Source organism: Dietzia sp. Die43 (genome assembly GCF_024519835.1).
GTDB classification, from domain to species: Bacteria; Actinomycetota; Actinomycetes; order Mycobacteriales; family Mycobacteriaceae; genus Dietzia; species Dietzia kunjamensis.
Map to the genome: position 1 here is coordinate 1 of NZ_JALJRF010000023.1, position 21632 is coordinate 21632.

Annotated in this window: 19 protein-coding genes; 10 read left to right on the plus strand and 9 right to left on the minus strand. The window is 71.1% G+C overall.

All coding sequences use genetic code 11. The features are described 5' to 3' along the window. The first annotated feature begins 63 nt into the window (after positions 1-63). The 4 genes from sucB to NR111_RS16710 all read left to right on the plus strand — a co-directional run bounded on the left by sucB (position 64) and on the right by NR111_RS16710 (position 4635). Entirely contained in the window at positions 64-1977 is a 1914-nt protein-coding gene (sucB, locus tag NR111_RS16695) for a 2-oxoglutarate dehydrogenase, E2 component, dihydrolipoamide succinyltransferase (protein WP_256821487.1), read from the plus strand. A gap of 101 nt (positions 1978-2078) precedes the next feature. After that, complete coding sequence (gene lipB, locus NR111_RS16700; protein ID WP_067714178.1) at positions 2079-2756, plus strand: lipoyl(octanoyl) transferase LipB; 678 nt, start codon at positions 2079-2081, stop codon at positions 2754-2756. A gap of 21 nt (positions 2757-2777) precedes the next feature. Continuing rightward, on the plus strand, positions 2778-3794 hold the full coding sequence (gene lipA / locus NR111_RS16705; RefSeq protein WP_067714180.1) for a lipoyl synthase: 1017 nt from the start codon (positions 2778-2780) through the stop codon (positions 3792-3794). Between the two features lie 85 nt (positions 3795-3879). Continuing rightward, positions 3880-4635, plus strand: a complete 756-nt coding sequence (locus tag NR111_RS16710; protein ID WP_067714310.1) for a DUF4191 domain-containing protein — start codon at positions 3880-3882, stop codon at positions 4633-4635. Between the two features lie 91 nt (positions 4636-4726). On the opposite strand, the gene NR111_RS16715 is transcribed toward NR111_RS16710, so the two are convergent. Then, positions 4727-5212, minus strand: coding sequence for an RDD family protein (locus NR111_RS16715; protein WP_067714182.1), 486 nt, complete (start codon positions 5210-5212; stop codon positions 4727-4729). 219 nt (positions 5213-5431) lie between these two features. Here NR111_RS16715 and glnA (NR111_RS16720) point away from each other — a divergent pair, with 219 nt between their 5' ends. Continuing rightward, positions 5432-6865: a type I glutamate--ammonia ligase gene (glnA, locus tag NR111_RS16720; RefSeq protein ID WP_067714185.1), complete on the plus strand. Its 1434-nt coding sequence runs from the start codon at positions 5432-5434 to the stop codon at positions 6863-6865. Positions 6866-6981: 116 nt separating this feature from the next. On the opposite strand, the gene NR111_RS16725 is transcribed toward glnA (NR111_RS16720), so the two are convergent. Then, positions 6982-7386 (minus strand): hypothetical protein, encoded by a 405-nt coding sequence (locus tag NR111_RS16725; protein WP_067714186.1) that lies wholly within the window; start codon positions 7384-7386, stop codon positions 6982-6984. Positions 7387-7574: 188 nt separating this feature from the next. Between NR111_RS16725 and NR111_RS16730 the strand changes: the two genes are divergently transcribed. Both NR111_RS16730 and NR111_RS16735 read left to right on the plus strand, forming a co-directional pair. Then, entirely contained in the window at positions 7575-7991 is a 417-nt protein-coding gene (locus NR111_RS16730; RefSeq protein WP_067714187.1) for a hypothetical protein, read from the plus strand. A gap of 45 nt (positions 7992-8036) precedes the next feature. Further along, positions 8037-8846 carry a DUF1206 domain-containing protein gene (locus NR111_RS16735; RefSeq protein WP_067714189.1) on the plus strand — a complete coding sequence of 270 codons (810 nt, stop codon included), beginning with the start codon at positions 8037-8039 and terminating at the stop codon, positions 8844-8846. Between the two features lie 66 nt (positions 8847-8912). On the opposite strand, the gene NR111_RS16740 is transcribed toward NR111_RS16735, so the two are convergent. The 5 genes from NR111_RS16740 to glnA (NR111_RS16760) all read right to left on the minus strand — a co-directional run bounded on the left by NR111_RS16740 (position 8913) and on the right by glnA (NR111_RS16760) (position 15334). Further along, a complete protein-coding gene (locus tag NR111_RS16740) occupies positions 8913-9461 on the minus strand; it encodes a DUF732 domain-containing protein (protein ID WP_256821472.1) in 549 nt (182 codons plus the stop codon). Positions 9462-9476: 15 nt separating this feature from the next. Beyond that, positions 9477-10442 carry an endonuclease/exonuclease/phosphatase family protein gene (locus NR111_RS16745; RefSeq protein ID WP_096905679.1) on the minus strand — a complete coding sequence of 322 codons (966 nt, stop codon included), beginning with the start codon at positions 10440-10442 and terminating at the stop codon, positions 9477-9479. Further along, positions 10439-10810 (minus strand): hypothetical protein, encoded by a 372-nt coding sequence (locus tag NR111_RS16750; protein ID WP_241504659.1) that lies wholly within the window; start codon positions 10808-10810, stop codon positions 10439-10441. Before NR111_RS16750 ends, NR111_RS16745 begins: the two co-directional genes overlap by 4 nt. An 82-nt stretch (positions 10811-10892) precedes the next feature. Next, positions 10893-13982: a bifunctional [glutamine synthetase] adenylyltransferase/[glutamine synthetase]-adenylyl-L-tyrosine phosphorylase gene (locus NR111_RS16755; protein WP_067714313.1), complete on the minus strand. Its 3090-nt coding sequence runs from the start codon at positions 13980-13982 to the stop codon at positions 10893-10895. 11 nt (positions 13983-13993) lie between these two features. Then, the gene (gene glnA / locus NR111_RS16760; protein WP_067714196.1) at positions 13994-15334 is read right to left on the minus strand and encodes a type I glutamate--ammonia ligase; all 1341 of its coding nucleotides are present in this window, start codon (positions 15332-15334) and stop codon (positions 13994-13996) included. A gap of 199 nt (positions 15335-15533) precedes the next feature. Between glnA (NR111_RS16760) and panB the strand changes: the two genes are divergently transcribed. Beyond that, entirely contained in the window at positions 15534-16412 is an 879-nt protein-coding gene (gene panB / locus NR111_RS16765) for a 3-methyl-2-oxobutanoate hydroxymethyltransferase (protein ID WP_067714199.1), read from the plus strand. A 5-nt stretch (positions 16413-16417) separates the two neighbouring features. Continuing rightward, positions 16418-17428: a prolyl aminopeptidase gene (gene pip / locus NR111_RS16770; protein WP_371517324.1), complete on the plus strand. Its 1011-nt coding sequence runs from the start codon at positions 16418-16420 to the stop codon at positions 17426-17428. A gap of 27 nt (positions 17429-17455) precedes the next feature. Here the strand turns inward: pip and NR111_RS16775 are convergent, their stop codons facing one another. Both NR111_RS16775 and NR111_RS16780 read right to left on the minus strand, forming a co-directional pair. Then, the gene (locus tag NR111_RS16775) at positions 17456-18274 is read right to left on the minus strand and encodes an SDR family oxidoreductase (RefSeq protein WP_067714319.1); all 819 of its coding nucleotides are present in this window, start codon (positions 18272-18274) and stop codon (positions 17456-17458) included. Between the two features lie 62 nt (positions 18275-18336). Next, positions 18337-19845 (minus strand): NAD(P)/FAD-dependent oxidoreductase, encoded by a 1509-nt coding sequence (locus tag NR111_RS16780; RefSeq protein ID WP_067714201.1) that lies wholly within the window; start codon positions 19843-19845, stop codon positions 18337-18339. Positions 19846-19958: 113 nt separating this feature from the next. Here NR111_RS16780 and NR111_RS16785 point away from each other — a divergent pair, with 113 nt between their 5' ends. Next, positions 19959-21623 (plus strand): CYTH and CHAD domain-containing protein, encoded by a 1665-nt coding sequence (locus NR111_RS16785; protein WP_067714204.1) that lies wholly within the window; start codon positions 19959-19961, stop codon positions 21621-21623. Positions 21624-21632 lie beyond the last annotated feature (9 nt).

Consider the following 21632-nt stretch of genomic DNA (forward strand, 5'->3'; position numbering starts at 1 on the left):
GAGTCCGCCCCGGCCAAGAAGTCCTCCGGAGGCGGGGGCGGCGGCAAGGGCACCGACGTCGTCATGCCCGAACTCGGCGAGTCCGTCACCGAGGGCACCATCACCAAGTGGCTCAAGTCCGTCGGCGACACCGTCGAGGTCGACGAGCCCCTGCTCGAGGTCTCCACCGACAAGGTCGACACCGAGATCCCCTCCCCCGTCGCCGGCACCCTGCAGAAGATCGTGGCCGAGGAGGACGAGACCGTCGACGTCGGCGCCACCCTCGCCGTCATCGGCGACGGCGACGCCGCGAGCGACTCCGACGACGACTCCGGCGATTCCGGCTCTGACTCCGGCTCCGCCGATGAGGCCGACGACTCCGACGATCAGGCCGACGAGGCCGACGAGTCGGATGCCGCGGACGAGCCCGTGGACGACGAGCCCGCCGAGGAGTCCGCCCCGGCCAAGAAGTCCTCCGGAGGCGGGGGCGGCGGCAAGGGCACCGACGTCGTCATGCCCGAACTCGGCGAGTCCGTCACCGAGGGCACCATCACCAAGTGGCTCAAGTCCGTCGGCGACACCGTCGAGGTCGACGAGCCCCTGCTCGAGGTCTCCACCGACAAGGTCGACACCGAGATCCCCTCCCCCGTCGCCGGCACCCTGCAGAAGATCGTGGCCGAGGAGGACGAGACCGTCGACGTCGGCGCCACCCTCGCCGTCATCGGCGACGGCGACGCCGCGAGCGACTCCGACGACGACTCCGGCGATTCCGGCTCTGACTCGGACGAACAGTCGGCCGAGGAGCAGAACGCCACCGACGCCAAGGACGAGGGCGTGGACGCCTCCGACGAGGACGAGGTCCCCGAGGACACCCCCGAGACCGAGAAGAAGGCCGCCGCCAAGGCGGAGTCCGGGTCCGGGTCGACGTCCGGGAAGAAGGCCGAGCAGAAGAGCAAGAAGAAGGCCGCGAAGCCGCGCGGGTCGGAGAAGTCCGACAGCGGGCCCTCCGGCGACCTGCCCGAGCGGGCCGAGCCCGCGGCGGCCGCCAAGTCCGGGAGCTCGCCGTACGTCACCCCGCTGGTGCGCAAGCTCGCGCAGGAGCACGGCGTCGACCTGGACTCGGTCAAGGGCACCGGCATCGGCGGCCGGATCCGTAAGCAGGACGTCCTCGCGGCGGCCGAGGGCTCGGGTTCCGACTCCGGTTCCGAGACCCCGGCCGAGGAGAAGGCGCCCAGCGGCGGCCCGTCGAAGGCCGGCGTCCGGCCCGAGCTCGCGGAGCTGCGCGGCACCACCAAGAAGGCCAACCGGATCCGCAAGATCACGGCGCAGAAGACCCGTGAGTCGCTGCAACAGACCGCTCAGCTCACGCAGGTCTTCGAGGTGGACATGACCCGGGTGGCGCAGCTGCGCTCGCAGGTCAAGGAGCAGTTCGCCGACAAGCACGGCGCCAAGCTCTCGTACCTGCCGTTCTACGCCAAGGCGGTCGTCGAGGCCCTGGTGTCGCACCCGAACGTCAACGCGTCGTACGACGAGAAGACCAACGAGATCACCTACCACGGGTCGGTGAACCTCGGGATCGCCGTGGACACCGAGGCGGGGCTGCTCTCCCCGGTCATCCAGAACGCGCAGGACCTGGACATCCCGGGGCTGGCCAAGGCGATCATCGACCTGGCCGAGCGGGCGCGGGCGTCCAAGCTCACGCCGGACGACCTCCAGGGCGGCACGTTCACCATCACCAACATCGGCAGCGAGGGGGCCCTGTTCGACACCCCGATCCTCGTCCCGCCGCAGGCGGCGATGCTCGGCACCGGCGCGATCGTGCGGCGGCCCGTGGTGGATGCCGACGCCGACGGCGAGTCGATCGCCATCCGGTCGATGGGCTTCATGCCGCTGACCTACGATCACCGCCTGATCGACGGCGCCGACGCCGGCCGCTTCCTCACCACGGTGAAGGACCGGTTGGAGAAGGCCGAGTTCGACGGTGACCTCGACCTGTGAAGCCGGCTGATCGGTAGGTTCCGCTGACCCCCGCGACGGGCGTCCTCCTTCACGGAGGGCGCCCGTCGTCGTCGTCACACCCCTCGGCCTACCCTGGGGACATGTCGCACACCGGTCAGTCCCTCCGCCGTGACCCGGCGCCCCCGGAGATCCGTCGGCTCGGCACCGTCGAGTACAGCCCCACCTGGGAGCTCCAACGTGCCCTCGCCGAGGAGCGCGCCGACGGGCAGCGGGGCGACACGATCCTCCTCCTGGAGCACCCCGCCACCTACACCGCCGGCAAACGCACGGAGCCGTCCGACCGTCCCACCGACGGGACCCCGGTCGTCGACGTGGACCGCGGCGGCCGGATCACCTGGCACGGACCCGGCCAACTGGTGGGGTACCCGATCGTCGCGCTGACCGACCCCATCGACGTGGTCGAGTACGTCCGTCGTGTCGAGCAGGCCCTCATCTCCACCTGCGCGCGACTCGGCGTGGAGGCCGGGCGCGTCGACGGGCGCTCCGGGGTGTGGTGTGCGGCCTCGGACGGCAGGCCCGAGCGCAAGATCGCGGCCATCGGGATCCGTGTCCAGCGGGGCGTGACGATGCACGGGTTCTCCCTCAACTGCGACTGCGATCTGACCGCGTTCTCGCGGATCGTCCCCTGCGGGATCGTCGACGCCGGGGTCACGTCCCTCAGCGCCGAACTCGGTCGCGTGGTGCCGGTGTCGGAGGTTCTCGACCAGGTCACCTCCGACATGGTGGAGGCGCTGGACGGCCGACTGCCCGTGGCGTGATTCGCGCGTAGGCTTGCGGCCGTGACTGTGACTCCTGAAGGCCGCAAGCTCCTCCGTATCGAGGCCCGCAACGCCGAGACGCCGATCGAGCGCAAGCCGTCGTGGATCCGTACGAAGGCCACCATGGGTCCCGAGTACAAGGAACTCAAGACGCTGGTCAAGACCGGCAGCCTGCACACGGTGTGCGAGGAGGCCGGCTGCCCCAACATCTACGAGTGTTGGGAGGACCGGGAGGCCACGTTCCTCATCGGCGGCGAGCAGTGCACCCGCCGCTGCGACTTCTGCCAGATCGACACCGGCAAGCCCAGCGCCCTCGATCGTGACGAGCCGCGGCGCGTGGCCGAGTCCGTGCGCGAGATGGGTCTGCGCTACTCCACCATCACGGGCGTCGCGCGCGACGACCTGGAGGATGGCGGGGCCTGGCTCTACGCGGAGACCGTCCGCAAGATCCACGAGCTCAACCCCAACACGGGGGTCGAGAACCTCATCCCCGATTTCAACGGGGACCCGGACCAGCTGGCCGAGGTGTTCGAGTCGCGTCCCGAGGTGCTGGCGCACAACCTCGAGACCGTGCCGCGGATCTTCAAGCGGATCCGCCCGGCGTTCCGGTTCGACCGCTCCCTCGACGTGATCCGCGCCGCGCGCGACTTCGGCCTCGTCACCAAGTCCAACCTCATCCTGGGGATGGGCGAGACCACCGACGAGATCGTCGACGCGATGCGCGACCTGCACTCCGCCGGCTGCGACATCCTCACCATCACGCAGTACCTCCGGCCCAGCCCGCTGCACCACCCGATCGACCGCTGGGTCAAGCCCGAGGAGTTCGTCGAGCTGTCCGATCAGGCCCGTGAGATCGGTTTCGCCGGCGTCATGGCCGGACCGCTCGTCCGCTCGTCGTACCGAGCCGGCCGCCTCTACGTCCAGGCGCTGGAGCACCGCGGGCAGGCGGTTCCGGAGCACCTGCAGCAGCTGACGACAGGAGGTTCGGCGTCCCAGGAGGCCTCGAGCGTCCTGGACCGCGAGCGCGCCCGCGTCTGACCCGCCCACAGTCGGCCGGGGCGGGGCACCCCTCGGGTCAGCCGCGGTTCCCGGACCGCGGTGGCGGGCACGTATCCTGATGACCATGGCGAAGAGCGAGCTCACCAAGGCGGACAAGAAGGCGGCCCGGGCCGCTCGGCGGCAGGCGGGCAAGGAACAGCGCGGCCAGATGTGGCAGGCGCTGAAGATCCAGTCCAAGCAGGACAAGCTCCTGTGGCCGCTGATGATCGGTGCGGTCGTCCTGTCGACGGTCGTGTTCTTCCTCCTCGGCATGCTGTGGGGCGGCGAGTGGTGGATGCTCCCCCTCGGTGTGCTCACCGGCCTCATGCTCGCGATGGTGATCTTCTCGCGCCGCGTGCAGAACACGGTGTACGGCAAGGCCGAGGGGCAGCCGGGCGCGGCCGCGTGGGCCCTGGACCAGTTGCGGTCCGGGTGGCGGGTCAACCAGGCCGTCGCCGCCACGACGAGTTTCGACGCGGTCCACCGCGTGGTCGGCCGGTGCGGGATCGTGATCGTGGGCGAGGGCGAGCCGCGCCGGCTCAAGCCGCTCATGGCACAGGAGAAGAAGAAGGTCGCCCGGGTCGTCGGCGACACCCCGATCTACGAGTTGATCGTCGGCGAGGAGCAGGACGCGACCCCCGAGCAGGTGCCACTGCGCAAGCTGAACCGCCGGCTCACCCGATACCCGATGAACATCAGCCGGGCGAAGGTCGACGCCCTCGACACCCGGCTCCGCGCGCTGAGCACCAAGACCGGCATTCAGAACCAGATGCCCAAGGGCCCGGTCCCCCAGGGCGCGAAGGTGCGCAACATCCAGCGCAGCGCCCGCCGCCGCGGCTGAGCCGTCCGCCGTCAGGCTGTCGCAGCCACCGGGCTCACGACGCCCGCCGCCCGTCCCGGGCGGCGGGCGTCGTCTCGTCAGCGGGTACGGATCAACGGGTACGGATCAGAGTGGTGCCGGTGGCGCGGTCGTGCATGCCGCGTCCGTCCTCGTCCTGGATGAGCGGGGGCAGCAGGAAGAAGATGAACACCACGCGCACCAGCGCACGGACGAAACCCACCCGCTCCTCGGCGTCGACCCGTGCCGTGCCGATGCCGACCAGCGCCTGCCCCGGCGTCTGGGCGAACAGCCACACGCAGACCACGCCGCTCACGCCCCACAGCAGCGGCACGGCCCAGCTGGAGACGGCGGAGAACGAGTCGCCCCCCAGCGTCTCCGGGCTGAGCAGCATCACGATGACGGCGACCAGCCCGTAGGCGAGGAACCAGTCCACCGCCAGCGCGCCGACACGAACGCCCAACGGGGCGATCGAGCCCGCGCCGGACGCCGGGAGACCGAGATTCTCACCCTTGTACTTCTGCTCCGGCCCACTGCCGGAGGTGGGGCCGGACAACCATGATCCCGCAACGTCACGCATACTGCCCAGGGTAGCCGGGCGACCTGCCGATCCCCATGTCGGCGATACCCCGCTTCGGGTGACTAAACTGACCCTATTGGGAGGGACCCACCCGGCCGGTGACGTAACACCAGCGAAACATTCGCTTGACGGCCGGGCAACACCTCGCCCATATCGTGAGGTCACCGCACGACGGGAGACACCGGTTTCCCGTCGCACTTCAGAGACGAGGAGCGAATCGTGGCATTCTCCACGCCGGACGAGGTCATCAAGTACGTCAAGGACGAGGGCGTCGAGTACGTCGACATCCGGTTCACCGACCTGCCGGGTAACGAGCAGCACTTCACGATCGCCGCAGCGGCGTTCGACGAGGACATGTTCGAGGACGGCCTGGCCTTCGACGGCTCCTCCATCCGGGGGTTCCAGTCGATCCACGAGTCCGACATGATGCTCCTGCCGGATGTCGCGACGGCCCGTCTCGACCCCTTCCGCAGGGCCAAGACGCTCAACATCAGCTGCTTCGTCCACGACCCCTTCACCCGTGAGGCCTACAGCCGCGACCCGCGCAACGTCGCCCGCAAGGCCGAGGAGTACCTGCTCTCCACCGGCATCGCTGACACGTGCTTCTTCGGGGCCGAGGCCGAGTTCTTCGTCTTCGACTCCGTCCGCTACGGCTCCGGCACGAACCACGGCTTCTACGAGGTCGACTCCAGCGCCGGCCACTGGAACACCGGTGCCTCCCAGGAGGCCGACGGTTCGGCCAACCTCGGCTACAAGGTCCGCGAGAAGGGCGGGTACTTCCCGGTCGCCCCGTACGACCACTTCGTCGACCTGCGCGACGAGATGTCGACCAATCTCACCAACGCCGGTTTCGAGCTCGAGCGTCTGCACCACGAGGTGGCCGGCGCCCAGCAGGAGATCAACTACAAGTTCAACACCCTGCTGCACGCCGCGGACGACGTCCAGCTGTTCAAGTACATCGTCAAGAACACCGCCTGGAAGAATGGCAAGTCGGCCACGTTCATGCCCAAGCCCCTCTTCGGCGACAACGGCTCGGGCATGCACGCCCACCAGTCGCTGTGGAAGGACGGCAAGCCGCTGTTCCACGACGAGTCCGGCTACGCGGGGCTGTCCGACATCGCCCGCTACTACATCGGCGGCATCCTGCACCACGCGCCGTCGCTGCTGGCATTCACCAACCCCACGATCAACTCGTACCACCGGCTCGTCCCGGGCTACGAGGCCCCGATCAACCTTGTGTACTCGCAGCGCAACCGCTCGGCGTGTGTCCGGATCCCGATCACCGGCAACAACCCCAAGGCCAAGCGCATCGAGTTCCGCTGCCCCGACTCGTCCGGCAACCCGTACTTCGCGTTCGCCGCGATGATGATGGCCGGCATCGACGGTGTGAAGAACAAGATCGAGCCGATGGCCCCGGTCGACAAGGACCTCTACGAGCTCCCGCCGGAGGAGGCCGCCGACATCCCGCAGGCGCCCACCTCGCTGCCCGCCGTCATCGACCGTCTCGAGCAGGACCACGAGTACCTCACCGAGGGTGGCGTGTTCACCGAGGACCTCATCGAGAACTGGATCTCGTACAAGCGCGAGAAGGAGATCGCCCCGGTGAACCTCCGTCCGCACCCGCACGAGTTCGAGCTCTACTACGACTGCTGACCCTCATGCCCGCCCTGACCTGCCCCGCGCAGGCCGGGGCGCGCATCGACTTCGGTCGTAGTGCCGGGCGCCGCCCGCGCGGTCATCACCTCGATGGCCGGGCGGGCGGCGCCTTTCTAGCTACTCGCGTGGCCGAAGGTCCACGCATCCACCGACGAGATCCGGACGCGCATGACCGGGATCGGAGCCTTCTCTCCCCTCTGCCAGGCGTCCGTGACGTGGATGAACGAGGCCACCCTGTCCTCCCCGTCCAGTGCCTCCTCGTACTTGGTGATGCCGATCTGCCGGAATGCACTGGCCTGGGCATCAGCCACCTGCTCGGACTTCTCATCACCCGTCAGCGCGTCGAAGGTGGCCGCCTGGATCCGCATGAACTCACCCTCGGTGGTGAGGTTCCCTTCCCAGGTGTTCCCGTCGATCACCAGGGTGATCGGGAAGTTCACGGGAGCCTGCTCGATGCCCTCTGCCATCTGGCGGAGCAGGTAGTCGAGGTCGGTTGCGCCTTCATTGCCGGTAGTCACAGCTCGAGTGTATCGGCGCCGGGCGGGCACACCGCCGGGACGCGGTCGTCCCGCACACCCCGCTACAGCTGCTGAGCCCCTCCGGAGCGCAAAACCCTGAACCGCCCGGCCGTCCCGGCCGGTACGCCTACGGTGGTGGCAGGTAAGCAGCCACTGCCGGGCAGGACGCCGGGAAGGAGCCGGACCACATGGACACCGACGAGTTCGACTTCCGGAGTTCCTCGCCCCGGGCCCGGCCGCTCAAGGTCGTCGCCGCAGCACTGGATCCCGGACACGACCCCGAGACCGACCGGCAGGGACAGGGGCAGGGCTATCCGGTCCTGCTCAAACTGTCGAGGGTGCTGGCCCCCGAGGAGGCGCGCCTGATCCTCGAGCGCAACCCCTTCCTCCACGCCGTGGCCGGTTCCCGGAAGCTCATCGCCATGGACACCTCGGTGGAGACGCTCCGTGAGCAGAAGGACCGACTCCAGCTCCTGCTCGCCGAGGTCGAGGCCGACGCCCTCGCCGAACAGGCGCGGATGCGGATGGAGGAGCACCGCGCGGCCGAACTGCGGCTGGCGGAACTGCGCCGTCGCAACGAGGTCCTCGGCGAGATCGAGTGGTGACAGGGTTCGAGTGGTGAATCCGCGGCGACGTGGGAGAGTTCACCCATGAACTCCCCGATACGTTCTGCCACCCTCTCCGGCGCCGCGCGCTCCGCCGCCGACCATCCCGCGCTCGAGTGGCTGGCCCGCGCCGGATACGTCATGAACGGCGTGCTCCATCTGCTCATCGGCTGGATCGCCGTCAGGATCGCACTCGGGTCGGGCGGCGGCGAGGCGTCCAACTCGGGTGCGCTGGCGGAGATCGCGAGCGCACCGGGCGGTCAGGTCATGCTATGGGTCGGCGCCGTGGGCTTCCTCGCGCTGGGTCTGTGGCAGATCACCGAGCTGGTCCTCGGGTCCGAGGAGACCTCTGACCGGATCAAGGCCGCGGCCAAGGCGGCCGTGTACGTGGTCCTGGGACTGACCACCGCGCGGTTCGCCTCCGGGGGCGGGGGGTCCGATTCCGCGACCGCCTCCGGCGCCACGGCCGGGCTGCTCGGCTCCGGGGTGGGGAAGATGGCCCTGGTCGTCGCCGGGATCGCCATCCTCGCGGTGGGCGGCTACCACGTCTACAAGGGGGCCACCACGAAGTTCGTCGAGGACCTCGACCGCACCGGGTCCGGGGAGGTCGGCCGGGCCATGATCATCACGGGCCGGGTGGGGTATGTCGCCAAGGGCATCGCCTTGGCGATCCTCGGGGGCCTGGTGATCGCGGCCGTCGTGACCGCGGATCCGGAGAAGGCCGGCGGGCTGGACGCCGCACTGCGGGCGGTCGGCGAGCAACCCTTCGGTCAGGTACTGCTGGTGCTCACCGGCGCGGGGATCGCCCTGTACGGCCTCTACTCGATCGGGCGGGCCCGGTACGGCCGGATGTGACCCGGCCGCGCAGGGCGTGACACGGCCGAGCACTCGCCCGCCGGGCGTGACCCGGCCCGGCGTGCCTCAGCCGAGCTTGGGGAAGTTCCCCGGGCAGTAGGTCCCCACCGCGGCGCCGAGGAAGAAACCCTGGCCATCCGCGTCGAGGCGGGCCCGCTCACCCAGCCATCCGGAGACCTCGTCCATCTGCTGCCCGCCGTCGAACCGGCCGCAGGCCTCGGTGGCCGTGGCGACCGGGTCCACGCCCTCGGGCAGGACGACACCCCGCCGCTCGAGCAGGGCGACGAAGTCCCCCGCACCCGGAGCCGGCGGGGCGGGCTCCGCGGGAGCGGGTTCCGGCTCGGGTCCGGGCGCGTCCTCGGGCGGAGGCAGTGGCTCGGGCTCCCCCGGCATCGGCTCCGGAGCCGGTGACTGCGGCGGAGGGGGCGGGACGGGACCGGTGGGCTTCTCCGGCCGCTCCTCGGCGAACGGCGACGACGAGGCGGCCGACGCGGCCGGGTCCGAGGACACCTCCGGGGCCTGACCGTCCACCGTCGCCCCGCCGCACCCCGCGAGGAGGGCCACCGCCGCGGCCGAGGTGACGCCGCTGGCGATCAGGCGGATGCGTGAACTCATGGTGCGCATGCTAGGTCACCGCGCCCGCGGCGCGGGCAGAAGCACCGTCGCGACCACGCCGCGATGGTCCGTCCTGGCCACCTCCACGGTGTCCGTGTCCCCCACCGCGACCGCCCCGCGGGCCAGCACGTGGTCGATCCCGATGAGCGGCGGGATCCGTCGACCCGCCGGCCAGGTGGGCACCCAGCCGTCACTCCCGCCGGAGACGGAGTCGGTGTACCCGAGGCCCCTCAGGTCACGGAACCGTACGTGATCCCAGGTGGCGTTGAAATCCCCGCCCACCACCACCGGCGCGGGTCCGGGAAGGCTGCCGAGGTACCAGCGCAGGCGATCGGCCTCCTCCACGGCGGCGGGGGCGTCGAACACCGGGGCCACCGGGTGCGCGGCCACCACCGTCACCGGGCCGCCCGGCCCCGCCATCTCGGTGCGTACCAGCCCGAGGCTGAAGCCCGGGACCCGCTCGGGCGGGGAGAGCGGGAACCGCGACCACACCGCGACCCCCTGCGTCGTGGGAGCGGTCGAGGCGGCCTCGTGCGGCAGCAGCCCCGTGAGACCCGCCGTGCGCAGCGCGTCCGCCGCCTCCGGGGTCGTCTCCACGGTCATGAGCAGATCGACCCCGCCGGTGCGGACTGCCCGGACCACGTCGTGTGGGGCGGCTCGGCCGAACTCGAGGTTCTGCACCATCACCCGCATCGGGATGCCCTCGTCGTCGTCGATCTGGCGTGGCGGTGCCACGAGGGGCCCGTACTGGACCACCCCGGCACCCACCAACACGACGGCGATGATCCCGAGCAGCACCGACCGCGCACGCAGTGCCGCGATCAGGGCCACCAGGGAGAACGCCCAGGCGGCGACCGCGAAGCTCGCCAGCACCGGTACGGCCGGGATCTCCGAGCGGGAGTGGTGTAGCGCCACACCCGCGCCGGCGACGAGCGCGGCGAGGACGGCGACGGCCCGGGCGACCGGGCGGCGAGGGCTCAACGCAGGAACTTGCGCAGGTCCCCCAGCGCGGCGATCACGCGGTCCAGGTCGTCGCCGTTACGCACCATCGAGCGCACCGTCTCGGCGACCGACGCCACGGTCGGTGAGGACGACGACGCAGCCCCGGGCGCGGCGGGACCTTCCACCGGCTGGCCCACCAGCGCGCCGGAGGCCGCACGGGCCGATCCCGCCCGACGGCGGTCCGGGCCGAGGTCCACCTCGAAGCGGTCGCCCTTGTCGTCGGAACCGAGGCAGCGGACCCGCTCGTCGGCCGGCACCCCGGCGGCGCGGACGGCGTCGACGAACTCGTACAGCTCGCCGTAGGTCACGCCGTCGAGGGTGAGGGTGAGGTTCATGGTCACAGGCATGGACCCAGGTTATCGGCGTGGGAGCCCCCGCCGCATCAGGGACGACCCTGGTCCCGGACCCGGCTCACCCCCGGGGCCGGCGTCAGTCCTCGCCCCAGAACACGTGATCGACCGCCTTGCGACCGAGACGGGTCACGCGCAGGTACTCGTTGAGGAACCCCGCGCCGTCGGCCGAACCGGTGCAGATCATCGCCACCGCCGCCAGGATCGAGCCCTGACCCGGCAGTTGGTCGACCGCCTTGCCGCGCGCCAGGACCAACGCGTTGCGGGCGTGGGCGGCCATGAGCCACGAGTCGACCAGCGCATCGCGCTCGGACTCCGGCAGCAACTCGGCCGAGGCGGCGGCGTCGAGTGCCTCGAGGGTCGACGTCGTGTGCAGCCCGGGCACCCTGGCGGCGTGCTGCATCGTCAACAACTGGGCGCTCCACTCCACGTCGGCCAGGCCACCGCGGCCGAGTTTGGTGTGGGTGGCCGGATCCGCGCCACGCGGCAGGCGCTCCGAGTCGATCCGCGCCTTCATCCGGCGGATCTGCTGCACGACCTTCGGGGGCACGCCCTGCTCCGGGTAACGGAACTCGTCGATCATGTGGAGGAAATCCAGCCCGAGCTCGCGGTCCCCGGCGGCGAACGAGGCCCGCAGCAGCGCCTGCAACTCCCACGTCTCGGCCCACTTGGCGTAGTAGGCACGGTAGGAGGCCAGGGTGCGCACGAGTGGGCCGTTGCGGCCCTCCGGGCGTAGGTCGGCGTCCAGGTCCAGCGGGGGATCCGACGACGGCGAGGCCAGCAACTTGCCCACCCGCTCGGCCACCTGCGTGGCCCACCTGACCGCCTCCTCCTCCTTGGCGCCCTCGACCGGGTCGCACACGATCATCACGTCCGCGTCGCTGCTGTAGGACAGCTCGTCCCCGCCGAGCCGCCCCATCCCGATGTAGGCGAGGCGAGCCGGCGCCGCACCGCCCTCGGGCATCATGTCGCGGACCACGGCGGCCAGGGACGCCTCGAGCACCGCCCGCCACACGGCCGACAGTCGCCGCCCGACATCGGGTACGGAGATCATCTGCAGGACGTCGGCGGCCCCGATCCGGGCCAGCTCGGCGCGGCGCAGCGACCGCGCCGTGGCGATGACCCGCTCGGGCGTGGGGTGCCGGGCGGCGGAGGCGGTGAGCGCGGAGGCGATGTCGGAGACCTTGGAGGCCACGAGCACCGGGCCCTGCGCGCCGTCGGTGAGGTCGGGGATCACCTCGGGGTTGCGCATGAGCAAGCCCGCGACGAACGCCGAGGTCCCCAGCACCCGCACGAGGCGGCGGGCCACGATGCTGTCGTCCCGCAGCGTGCGCAGGAACCAGGTGATCTCCTCGTTCTCCTCGCACAACCGCCGGTAGGCCAGCAACCCCGCGTCCGGGTCCGCGGTGTCCGCGAGCCACTCCATGAACGTGGGCAGCAGCAGCGCCTGGATACGGCCACGGCGACTGCTCTGTCCCGCCAACGCCCGCAGGTGACCCAACGCGTTGCGGGGCGCCGCGAAGCCGAGGGCGGCCAGCTGACGCTCCATCGCCTCCGTGCTGAGCGACAGGGCCTCGGCGTCGTACGAGGCGATCGAGTCCAGCAACGGGCGGTAGAACAGCTTGGAGTGCAGGCGGCGGACCCGGCGGCGCAGCTCGCGCAGACTCTGCCGCAGCACCTGGGCGGCGTCGTTGGGCCCGTCCGGCCGGATGTGCGCCGCGCGGGCCAACCAGCGGTAGGCCTCCTCGTCGTCGTCCTCCGGTAGCAGGTGGGTGCGCTTGTAGCGCTGCAGCTGCAGGCGGTGCTCGAGCAGGCGGAGGAACTCGTAGGCGGCGAGTAGTTCCGCGCCGTCCTCGCGGGCGATGTACCCGCCGTCGCGCAGCGCGCCGAGCGCCTCGACGGTGCTGGTGACGCGGAGGTCCTCGTCGGTGCGGCCGTGGACCATCTGCAGCAGCTGCACGGCGAACTCGACATCGCGGAGACCGCCGCGCCCGAGCTTGAGTTCACGCTCGCGCAGCGCCTCGGGAACGTTCTCCTCCACGCGTCGGCGCATCGCCTGCACGTCGTGCACGAAGTCGTCCCGCTCGGCGGCGGTCCACACCATCGGGTGGACGGTGTCGTGATACTCCACCGCCAGAGCCAGGTCGCCGGTCATGGGGCGCGCCTTGAGCTGGGCCTGGAACTCCCACGTCTTGGCCCACCGCTTGTAGTAGGCCGTGTGGGAGTCGAGGGTGCGCACCAGTTCGCCCGACTTGCCCTCCGGGCGCAGCGCCGCGTCGACCTCGAAGAAGGCCATGGACCCGATGCGCATCAACTCCCCGGCCACGCGGCCGGTCCTGGCGTCGGCCGGCTCGGCCACGAAGATGACGTCGACGTCCGAGATGTAGTTGAGCTCGCGCGCCCCGCCCTTGCCCATGGCCACCACGCCCAACCGCGCCGGCATCGGCGAGTCCGGGTGGACGGTGGCCACCGCGACCGCGAGAGCGGCCGTCAATGCCGCGTCCGCGAGGTCGGACAGGCGCCGGCCCACCTCGGTGAACGGCAGGACGGGCTCGTCGTCGTCGACCGACCCGGCCACGTCGTGCGCGGCGAGCAGCGCCACGTGGTCGCGGTACGTCGAGCGCAGCACGCTGACGGCGGCGCCGCCGGTGACCCCGGCGCGATACGTCCCGACGCTGCGCAGGTCCTCCCTCTGGGACGGCGGCGGCGCGCCCTCCACCGCCTGTTCGGGCACGGCCTCGACCGCCCCGAGCATGTCGGCCAGAACGTCCTCGAACGTCGGCAGTCCTCCGCGCAGCAGCGCCCACCGGGTGGGCTCGGCGACGAGGTGGTCGCCCAGCGCGCTCGAGGATCCGAGCAGCCCCAGCAGCCTCGCCCGGAGCCGCGAATCGGACCGTAGGGCGGCGTCCAATGCCGCGACCCCGGTGTCGGCCCCGGCGCGCGCGGAGGGGCCCTCATCGTGGGACTCGGCGGTGAGTGATTCGTGGAGCCGCACCAGGGCTCCCAGGGCGAGGTCGGGGTCCGGAGCCCGGGACAGCGACCACAGCACCGGGACCGCGTCGTCGTCGGTCCACCCCAGGTAGTCGAGCCAGTCCGCGGCCCGGTCGTCGAGCAGCCCGAGGCGGCCCGGGCTCGGTAACCGAGGGCGCGAGGAGTCCCTGCTCACGATGCCGCCCCCGGTCACAAGTTGAGGTAGTGCCGCAGCTCGTACGGGGTCACGTCGTTGCGGTACTCGCGCCACTCGCGCCGCTTGTTGCGCAGGAAGAACTCGAAGACGTGCTCGCCCAGCGCCTCGGCGACGAGCTCGGACTCCTCCATGGCGTCCAGCGCCTGCTCGAGGCTGCCGGGGAGGTCGGTGTATCCCATCGCCCGCCGCTCGCGCCGGCTCATGGTCCACACGTCGTCCTCGGACTCCGGCGGCAGTTCGTACCCCTCCTGGACGCCCTTGATCCCGGCGGCGAACATCACCGCGTAGGCCAGGTAGGGGTTGCAGGCCGAGTCCGGGCTACGCACCTCGATGCGGCGCGAGGACGCCTTGTTGGGCGTGTACATGGGCACGCGGACGAGCGCCGACCGGTTGGCCCGGCCCCAGGTGGCCGCGGTGGGGGCCTCGCCTCCGCCGATGAGTCGCTTGTAGGAGTTGACCCACTGGTTGGTCACCGCCGAGAACTCGGGCGCGTGGGTGAGGATGCCCGCGACGAACGACTTCGCGGTATCGGACAGCTGGTACTCGTCGTCCGGGTCGTGGAACGCGTTGGCGTCGCCCTCGAACAGGCTCATGTGGGTGTGCATGGCCGAGCCCGGGTGGTCACGCAGGGGCTTGGGCATGAACGACGCCCACACCCCGTTGTTCATGGCCACTTCCTTGACCACGTAGCGGAACGTCATGATGTTGTCCGCCATGCTCAGGGCGTCGGCGTAGCGGAGGTCGATCTCCTGCTGGCCCGGGGCGCCCTCGTGGTGGGAGAACTCCACCGAGATGCCCATCGCCTCGAGCGCCTCGATCGCGTGGCGCCGGAAGTGCGGGGCGGAGTCGTGCACGGCCTGGTCGAAGTAGCCACCGTTGTCGGTGGGCACCGGCTCCGCGCCGTCCGTGTCCAGGTCCTTGAACAGGAAGAACTCGATCTCGGGGTGGACATAGCACGAGAACCCGAGGTCGGCGGCCTTGCTGAGCTGGCGGCGCAGGACGTGCCGCGGGTCCGCCCAGCTGGGGCTGCCGTCCGGGTTGAAGATGTCGCAGAAGATGCGCGCGGAGTGCTGCTTGCCGTCGGCGTGGGCCCACGGGAGCACCTGGAAGGTCGACGGGTCGGGCTTGGCGACCGTGTCCGCCTCCGACACCCGGGAGAAGCCCTCGATGGCGGAGCCGTCGAAGCCGATCCCCTCCCCGAAGGCGCCCTCGAGTTCGGCCGGCGCCACGGCGACCGACTTGAGGGTGCCGAGGACGTCGGTGAACCAGAGCCGGACGAACCGGATGTCGCGCTCTTCCAAGGTCCTGAGAACGTACTCCTGCTGGCGGTTCATGCGGTCCAACCTAGTGCCTGTCGTGTTACGAGCGTGTGACATCCGCCCGCCTCGACGCCCACCGGACCCCTCCGTGCCGGTCGTGGCAGACTCGTCCGCGACAGCGCACGGATCCCGCCGCGCACGTCACCGCCCCCTGTCCACCCGGGTACCGGCGCTCCAGCCGGCCTCGAGGTCACCGAAGGAAGGCCACACTCCCATGAGCGACACCCCCGACTCCCCGGTCTACGGCGCCGGCGGCGCACCGGACCAGACGCCGAAGGGCGACGGGCCGCAGGGCCTGACCCGGGTCACCCGTCTGCACCACCTCGCCGAGCTCAAGGCCGCCGGCGAGCCGTGGCCGATGCTCACCGCCTACGACTTCGTCTCCGCGCGGTTGTTCCAGGAGGCCGGGATCCCGGTGCTGCTCGTCGGTGACTCGGCCGCCAACGTGGTCTACGGCTACGACACGACGGTCCCGGTGACCGAGGACGAGATGATCCCGCTGGTGCGGGCCGTCACCCGCGGCGCCCCGAAGGCGCTGGTCGTGGCGGATCTGGTGTTCGGCAGCTACGAGGCCTCGCCGACGCAGGCCGTGGCCGCGGCCACCCGCATGATGAAGGAGGGCGGCGCCCAGGCCGTCAAGCTCGAGGGCGGCGTGCGGATGGTCCCGCAGATCAAGGCGATCGTCGACGCCGGGATCCCCGTGATGGCGCACATCGGCTTCACGCCGCAGTCGGTCAACGGGCTGGGCGGGTTCCGGGTCCAGGGTCGCGGCGACGCGGCGGATCAGCTGCGCGCCGACGCCCGCGCCGTCCAGGAGGCCGGGGCGTTCTCCGTGGTGATGGAGATGGTGCCCGCCGACCTGGCGCGGGAGGTGACCGCCGAACTGGAGATCTCCACCGTGGGCATCGGGGCCGGCAACGGGTGCGACGCCCAGGTGCTGGTCTGGCAGGACATGGCCGGGCACAGCACGGGCCGCACCGCGAAGTTCGTCAAGCGGTACGCCGAGCTGGCCGACACGCTGCGTGACGCCGCCCGCGAGTACGGAACCGAGGTCCGCTCGCGGGCCTTCCCCGGCGCCGAGCACTCCTTCTGACCGTGGTGGCACCGACGACCGACCCCCGGCGCGGCGCCGCCCGCCGTGCCCCGTACCCGGCGATCGAGCCCCACGACAGCGGGATGCTCGACGTGGGCGACGGGCAGCACGTGTACTGGGAGTGCTCCGGCAACCCGGACGGCGCCCCCGTCCTGTTCGTCCACGGTGGACCCGGTGGCGGGACGACGCCCGAGCACCGACGCATGTTCGACCCGGCGGCCTACCGGATCATCCTTCTCGACCAGCGGGGGTGCGGGCGGAGCACCCCGCACGTCGCCGACGGCGCGGACCTGACGGTCAACACCACCTGGCACCTGGTCGACGATCTCGAGCGTCTGCGGGAGCACCTCGGGGTCGAGGAGTGGCTGGTCTTCGGCGGCTCGTGGGGCTCCACCCTGGCGTTGGCGTACGCCCAGGAGCATCCCTCCAGGGTCCGCGGTCTGATCCTGCGCGGCGTCTTCCTGTGCCGCCCGAGCGAGATCGACTGGTTCTATCGCGGTGGGGCCGCGCACCTGTTCCCGGACGTGTGGGAGGGCTACCTCGCGCCGTTGCTCGCCGCGGACGGCCCCGACGCCGTCCATCAGCCGGGCTACGACCACGTCGCGACCTACCACCGGCTCCTGCACTGCGGGGATCCGCAGGTCGAACTCGAGGCGGCCCGCGCGTGGACCACGTGGGAGACGTCCACCTCGACCCTGCTCCCCCGACCCGCCGGCACCGGCGGCGACCCCGATCGCTTCGCCCTGGCCTTCGCCCGGATCGAGAACCACTACTTCGTCCACGACGCGTTCCTGCGGGGCCGGGCGATCCTGGACCGGATGGACCGGATCGCCCACCTGCCGGCCGTGATCGTCCACGGCCGCTACGACGTGGTGTGCCCGGTCGCCAGCGCGTGGGAGCTGCACGCCGCGTGGCCGGGTTCGGAGCTGCACATCGTCCCCGACGCGGGGCACGCGATGGCCGAACCCGGCACGACGCACCACCTGCTGGAGGCCACGGACCGCTTCCGGCCCTGAGGAGCCCGGGCCGGGCGCGCTCCCGGCTCAGACCACCCCGAAGCGGCGCGTCATCGCGACCGTGCCCTTCTGGTAGCCGGTCGGGAACAGCCGGACCAGGGCGTCGAGCAGGTGGGCGTCGACCCCCACCAGCACGCGCGCCCTACGTCGCTCGACGCCGTCGAGGATCACCCGCGCGGCCGTCGACGCCTCGGTGCGCGCGAACTTCGCGTCGAAGATCGCGGCGAAGTTCGCGCTGTCCAGCCCCTCGGCCGCGCCGGCGCTCCGGGCGACGGCGGTCTTGATCCCGCCCGGGTGGACGCAGGTGACGTCGACGGGGTGCCCGGCCGCCATCATCTCCATCCGCAGGGACTCGGTGAACTGCTGGACCGCCGCCTTGGCCGCGTTGTAGGCGTTCTGGGTGGGCACGGACAGGAACGCGAAGATGCTGGAGATGTTGACCAGGTGGCCGTCGCCGGAGGCGATGAGGTGCGGGAGGAACTCCTTGGTGCCGTGCACGACGCCCCAGTAGTCGACGTCCATCACGCGGGCGATGTCCTTGTAGCCGGACTGCTCGACCGCCCCGGTGAACGCGATGCCGGCGTTGTTGACGACCAGGTGGACCACGCCGAAGTGCTCGGCGACCGCCCCCGCGTACTCGGCGACCATCGCCTGTTCTGTCACGTCGAGACGCTGCGAGTGCACGTCGGTCGCGCCGTCACCGCGCGCGAGTTCGACGGTCCGGGCCAGTCCGTCTGCGTCGATGTCGCTCAGTGCCAACCGCGCGCCGCGCCGCGCGGCCTCGCGCGCCAGTTCGCGCCCGATCCCCGAGCCGGCGCCGGTGACGACGACGACCTTGCCGTCCATCCGCCAGCGGGGGCGGCGGGCCAGCGACCCGACCGTGCCGAACAGTCTGCCGATCGGGGCGCTCACCGGAGGGCCTCCTGCCCGGTACGCGTCGCGGCCGTGGCGTCGGCCGCGGTCCGCCGGTAGGCGCTCAGGTCGAACTCCCGGGTCTGGTTGCGGAAGGTGAAGGTGTAGTCCGGCCACACGGCCGGCGCGTTGCCCTTGTCGTCGAGGTACCAGCTCCTGCAGCCGGTCACCCACACGGTCTCGCCGGTGCTGTCGCGCAGTTCGCGGTTGTACGCGTCCTGGACGGCCGCACGCACCTCGACGGTCTGCAGGCCGCGGTCGCGCATGGTGCGCAGCGCGTCCACGAGGTAGTTGAGCTGGGACTCGATCATGTAGATCATCGACGAGTGCCCGAGTCCGGTCGCGGGGCCCACCAGGACGAACAGGTTGGGGTAGCCGGCGACCGTGGTCCCCTTGTAGGCCTCCATCCCCTCGCTCTGCCACTTGTCCGCCAGGGTGCGCCCGTCCGTTCCGCGGACGCGCTCGAAGAACGGTGAATCAGTGACGTGGAAGCCGGTGGCCACCACCAGGACGTCGGCGGGGTGCTCGGTCCCGTCACCGGTGACGATCCCGCCCTCGGTGACGCGGGTGATCGGCTCGGTGACCACGTCGACGTTGTCCCGGGACAGTGCCGGGTACCAGGTGTTGGACAGCAGGATGCGCTTGCACCCGATCTCGAAGTGCGGGGTGAGCCGCGCGCGCAGGGCACGGTCGCGCACCTGCATCGCCAGGTGGGCGCGTCCGAGCGCCTTGATGGGCGCCAGCGCGGCGCGGGTGCGGGTCAGGCCCACCACCTGGAACTCGCGGCTGGCGTACTGCAGGGCCCGCACCGCGCGCTGCAACCCGGGCACCCGGCGGTACAGCGACCGCTCGAACCGGGGGTACTGCCGGTCCATCCGGGGCAGGACCCAGGGCGCGGTGCGCTGGTAGACGTCGAGGTGCGCCGCGGTCGGGGCGATGGACGGCACCACCTGGATCGCCGAGGCGCCCGTGCCGATCACCGCGACTCGCTTGTCGGCCAGCGTCACCGAGTGATCCCAGCGGGCGGTGTGGAAGACGGGCCCGGCGAAGTCGCCGACGCCGTCGATCTCCGGGAGCCTGGGCTCGCACAGTGCGCCGACGCCCAGCACCACCACGCGGGCGTCGTACTCCCCCTCGCTGGTGCGCACCGTCCACCGGCCGCGGGACTCGTCGTAGTCCACCGAGGTGACGTCGACGCCGAAGCGGATCTTCTCGCGCACGCCGGCCTCGTGCGTGACCTTCCGGATGTAGTCGTAGATCTCGCCCTGCGGCGAGAAGGCCCGTGACCAGTCGGGGTTGAGGGCGAAGGAGTACGAGTACAGGTGGGACGGGACGTCGCACGCCGCGCCCGGATAGCTGTTGTCGCGCCACGTCCCGCCGACCTCGGGGCCGCGTTCGAGGACGACGAGGTCGTCGAAGCCCTCCTGCGCGAGCCGGATGGCGGCACCGAGCCCGGAGAACCCCGCCCCCACCACCAGGACGTCGACGATTTTCGGCTGATCCACAGTCTCTCCCTTACGACGAATGTGTGACCGTAGCCACTTACCTTACCCGCCGGTAAGTCCGGAAGGGGCGGCGCTCACTGCCGGTGTTCATCCTTTACTGATACAACCGGACCATGACGATCAACGAGACTGTCGAGGTCGAGAGCAAGTTCGAGGTCGACGAGCACACCCCGCTGCCCACGGTCGACGCCCTGGCGCCTCTCGTCGCGGACGTCCCGGTGGAGCACCAGCTCTCCGCCACCTACTACGACACCGCCGACCTCTCGCTCACCCGGCACAAGGTCACACTCCGGCGCCGCACCGGCGGGGACGACGAGGGTTGGCACCTCAAACTGCCCGACCGGGCGGGACGCGTCGAACTGCAGGCCCCGCTCGGCGACGGCGACCCCCGTGACGACGTCGTCCCCGCGGAGCTCGTCACGGCCGTCGCCGGGCTGGTCCGCCGTCGGCCCCTCGAGCCCGTCGCCCGCATCGACAACCGCCGGCAGGTCCTCACGCTGCGGGACCCCGACGGGGCCGCGGTGATCGAGTTCTGCGACGACCGTGTCTCCACCGAGTCGTTCGTCGCCGGCGGATCAACGGCGGGATGGCGGGAATGGGAGACCGAACTGGTCGATCCGGCGCGACCCGATGCACACGATCTCCTCGCGACCGTCGCCGCCGCCTGCGCGGACGCCGGGGCTCACGCCTCGTCGTCGTCGTCCAAACTCGCCCGCACCATCGGCCCACTCCCCGACCTCTACGAGCGCGGCGTCTCGCCCGTGCGCGACGCCCTTGTCCAGGACCTGCAGCAACTCCTCGACCACGATCCGGCGGCCCGGCGCGTCACCGTGGTGGGCGTCCACCAGATGCGCGTCGCGGTCCGTGGCCTGCGGAGCACCATCAGCTCGTACGCCGACGAGCTCGGGGCGGAGACCGCCGGCACCGACATCGACCCGGCCGCGCTCCTCGCCGAACTCAAGGAACTCGCCGCGGTGCTGGGCAAGGCCCGGGACATCCAGGTGGTCGACCAGCGACTCGGGGCGCTGGCAGCCGACTACCCCGAGGACGTCGTGACCGCACGGACCCGGCATCTCCTGCGCACCGAGTTGGACTTCGAGGAGCAGCGCGCGGGCGAACGCGTCACCGCGGCGCTGCTCTCCGACCGGTACCTCGACGTGGTCGACCGACTCCACGAGCTGGTCCGCGTCGCCGGCACCGGCCCTGCCGCAGTGGGGGGCGGGGCGTCGTCGAAGGGCGGTGCTCGGTCGAAGGGCGGTAGGAAGCGGCGCGAGGCCGAGGAGACACTGCTGCGCGGGGTGGACCGGCAGTTCTCCAAGTTCACCAAGGTCCGCACTCGCACCGAGCGCGACCTGGACTCCCTCGATCTGACGCTGGCCCAGCGGGAGGAACTCACCCACGTCGTGCGCAAGCGCGCCAAGGCACTGCGCCGCATCGTCAGTGCGGTTCCGAACACGGAGGACCTCACGGTGGCCCCGCTGCGTACGGCCTGCGACCGGCTGCACACGGTGCTCGGGGAGGTCCAGGACAGCGTCACCACCCGGCAGTGGATCCGGCGCATCGCGCGGCGGGCCGAGTTCGCTGGTGAGTCGACGTTCGGCCTCGGGGTGCTCTTCGAGCACGAGCGAGGGTTCTCCGAGCGCACCCTCGAGGGGTTCGAGAGCGACGCCGCGGCGGTCACGGCCGCCTATCGCGAACTGTCCGAGTCACGGCGTGCGGCACGGCGGCGCCGGAAGAAGAAGGACAAGAAGAACAAGAAGAAGGGCGGGAAGAAGTAGGACGGCCCG

What these genes read in the sequence shown, in the direction of transcription:
- glnA (WP_067714196.1), bottom strand. Translation starts at nt 15,334, where the DNA reads ATGAACCGCCAGCAGGAGTACGTTCTCAGGACCTTGGAAGAGCGCGAC.
- NR111_RS16740 (WP_256821472.1), bottom strand. Translation starts at nt 9,461, where the DNA reads ATGAGTTCACGCATCCGCCTGATCGCCAGCGGCGTCACCTCGGCCGCG.
- NR111_RS16785 (WP_067714204.1), top strand. Translation starts at nt 19,959, where the DNA reads ATGACGATCAACGAGACTGTCGAGGTCGAGAGCAAGTTCGAGGTCGAC.
- sucB (WP_256821487.1), top strand. Translation starts at nt 64, where the DNA reads ATGCCCGAACTCGGCGAGTCCGTCACCGAGGGCACCATCACCAAGTGG.
- NR111_RS16775 (WP_067714319.1), bottom strand. Translation starts at nt 18,274, where the DNA reads ATGGACGGCAAGGTCGTCGTCGTCACCGGCGCCGGCTCGGGGATCGGG.
- NR111_RS16710 (WP_067714310.1), top strand. Translation starts at nt 3,880, where the DNA reads ATGGCGAAGAGCGAGCTCACCAAGGCGGACAAGAAGGCGGCCCGGGCC.
- NR111_RS16735 (WP_067714189.1), top strand. Translation starts at nt 8,037, where the DNA reads ATGAACTCCCCGATACGTTCTGCCACCCTCTCCGGCGCCGCGCGCTCC.
- NR111_RS16750 (WP_241504659.1), bottom strand. Translation starts at nt 10,810, where the DNA reads ATGCCTGTGACCATGAACCTCACCCTCACCCTCGACGGCGTGACCTAC.
- panB (WP_067714199.1), top strand. Translation starts at nt 15,534, where the DNA reads ATGAGCGACACCCCCGACTCCCCGGTCTACGGCGCCGGCGGCGCACCG.
- NR111_RS16730 (WP_067714187.1), top strand. Translation starts at nt 7,575, where the DNA reads ATGGACACCGACGAGTTCGACTTCCGGAGTTCCTCGCCCCGGGCCCGG.
- lipB (WP_067714178.1), top strand. Translation starts at nt 2,079, where the DNA reads ATGTCGCACACCGGTCAGTCCCTCCGCCGTGACCCGGCGCCCCCGGAG.
- NR111_RS16715 (WP_067714182.1), bottom strand. Translation starts at nt 5,212, where the DNA reads ATGCGTGACGTTGCGGGATCATGGTTGTCCGGCCCCACCTCCGGCAGT.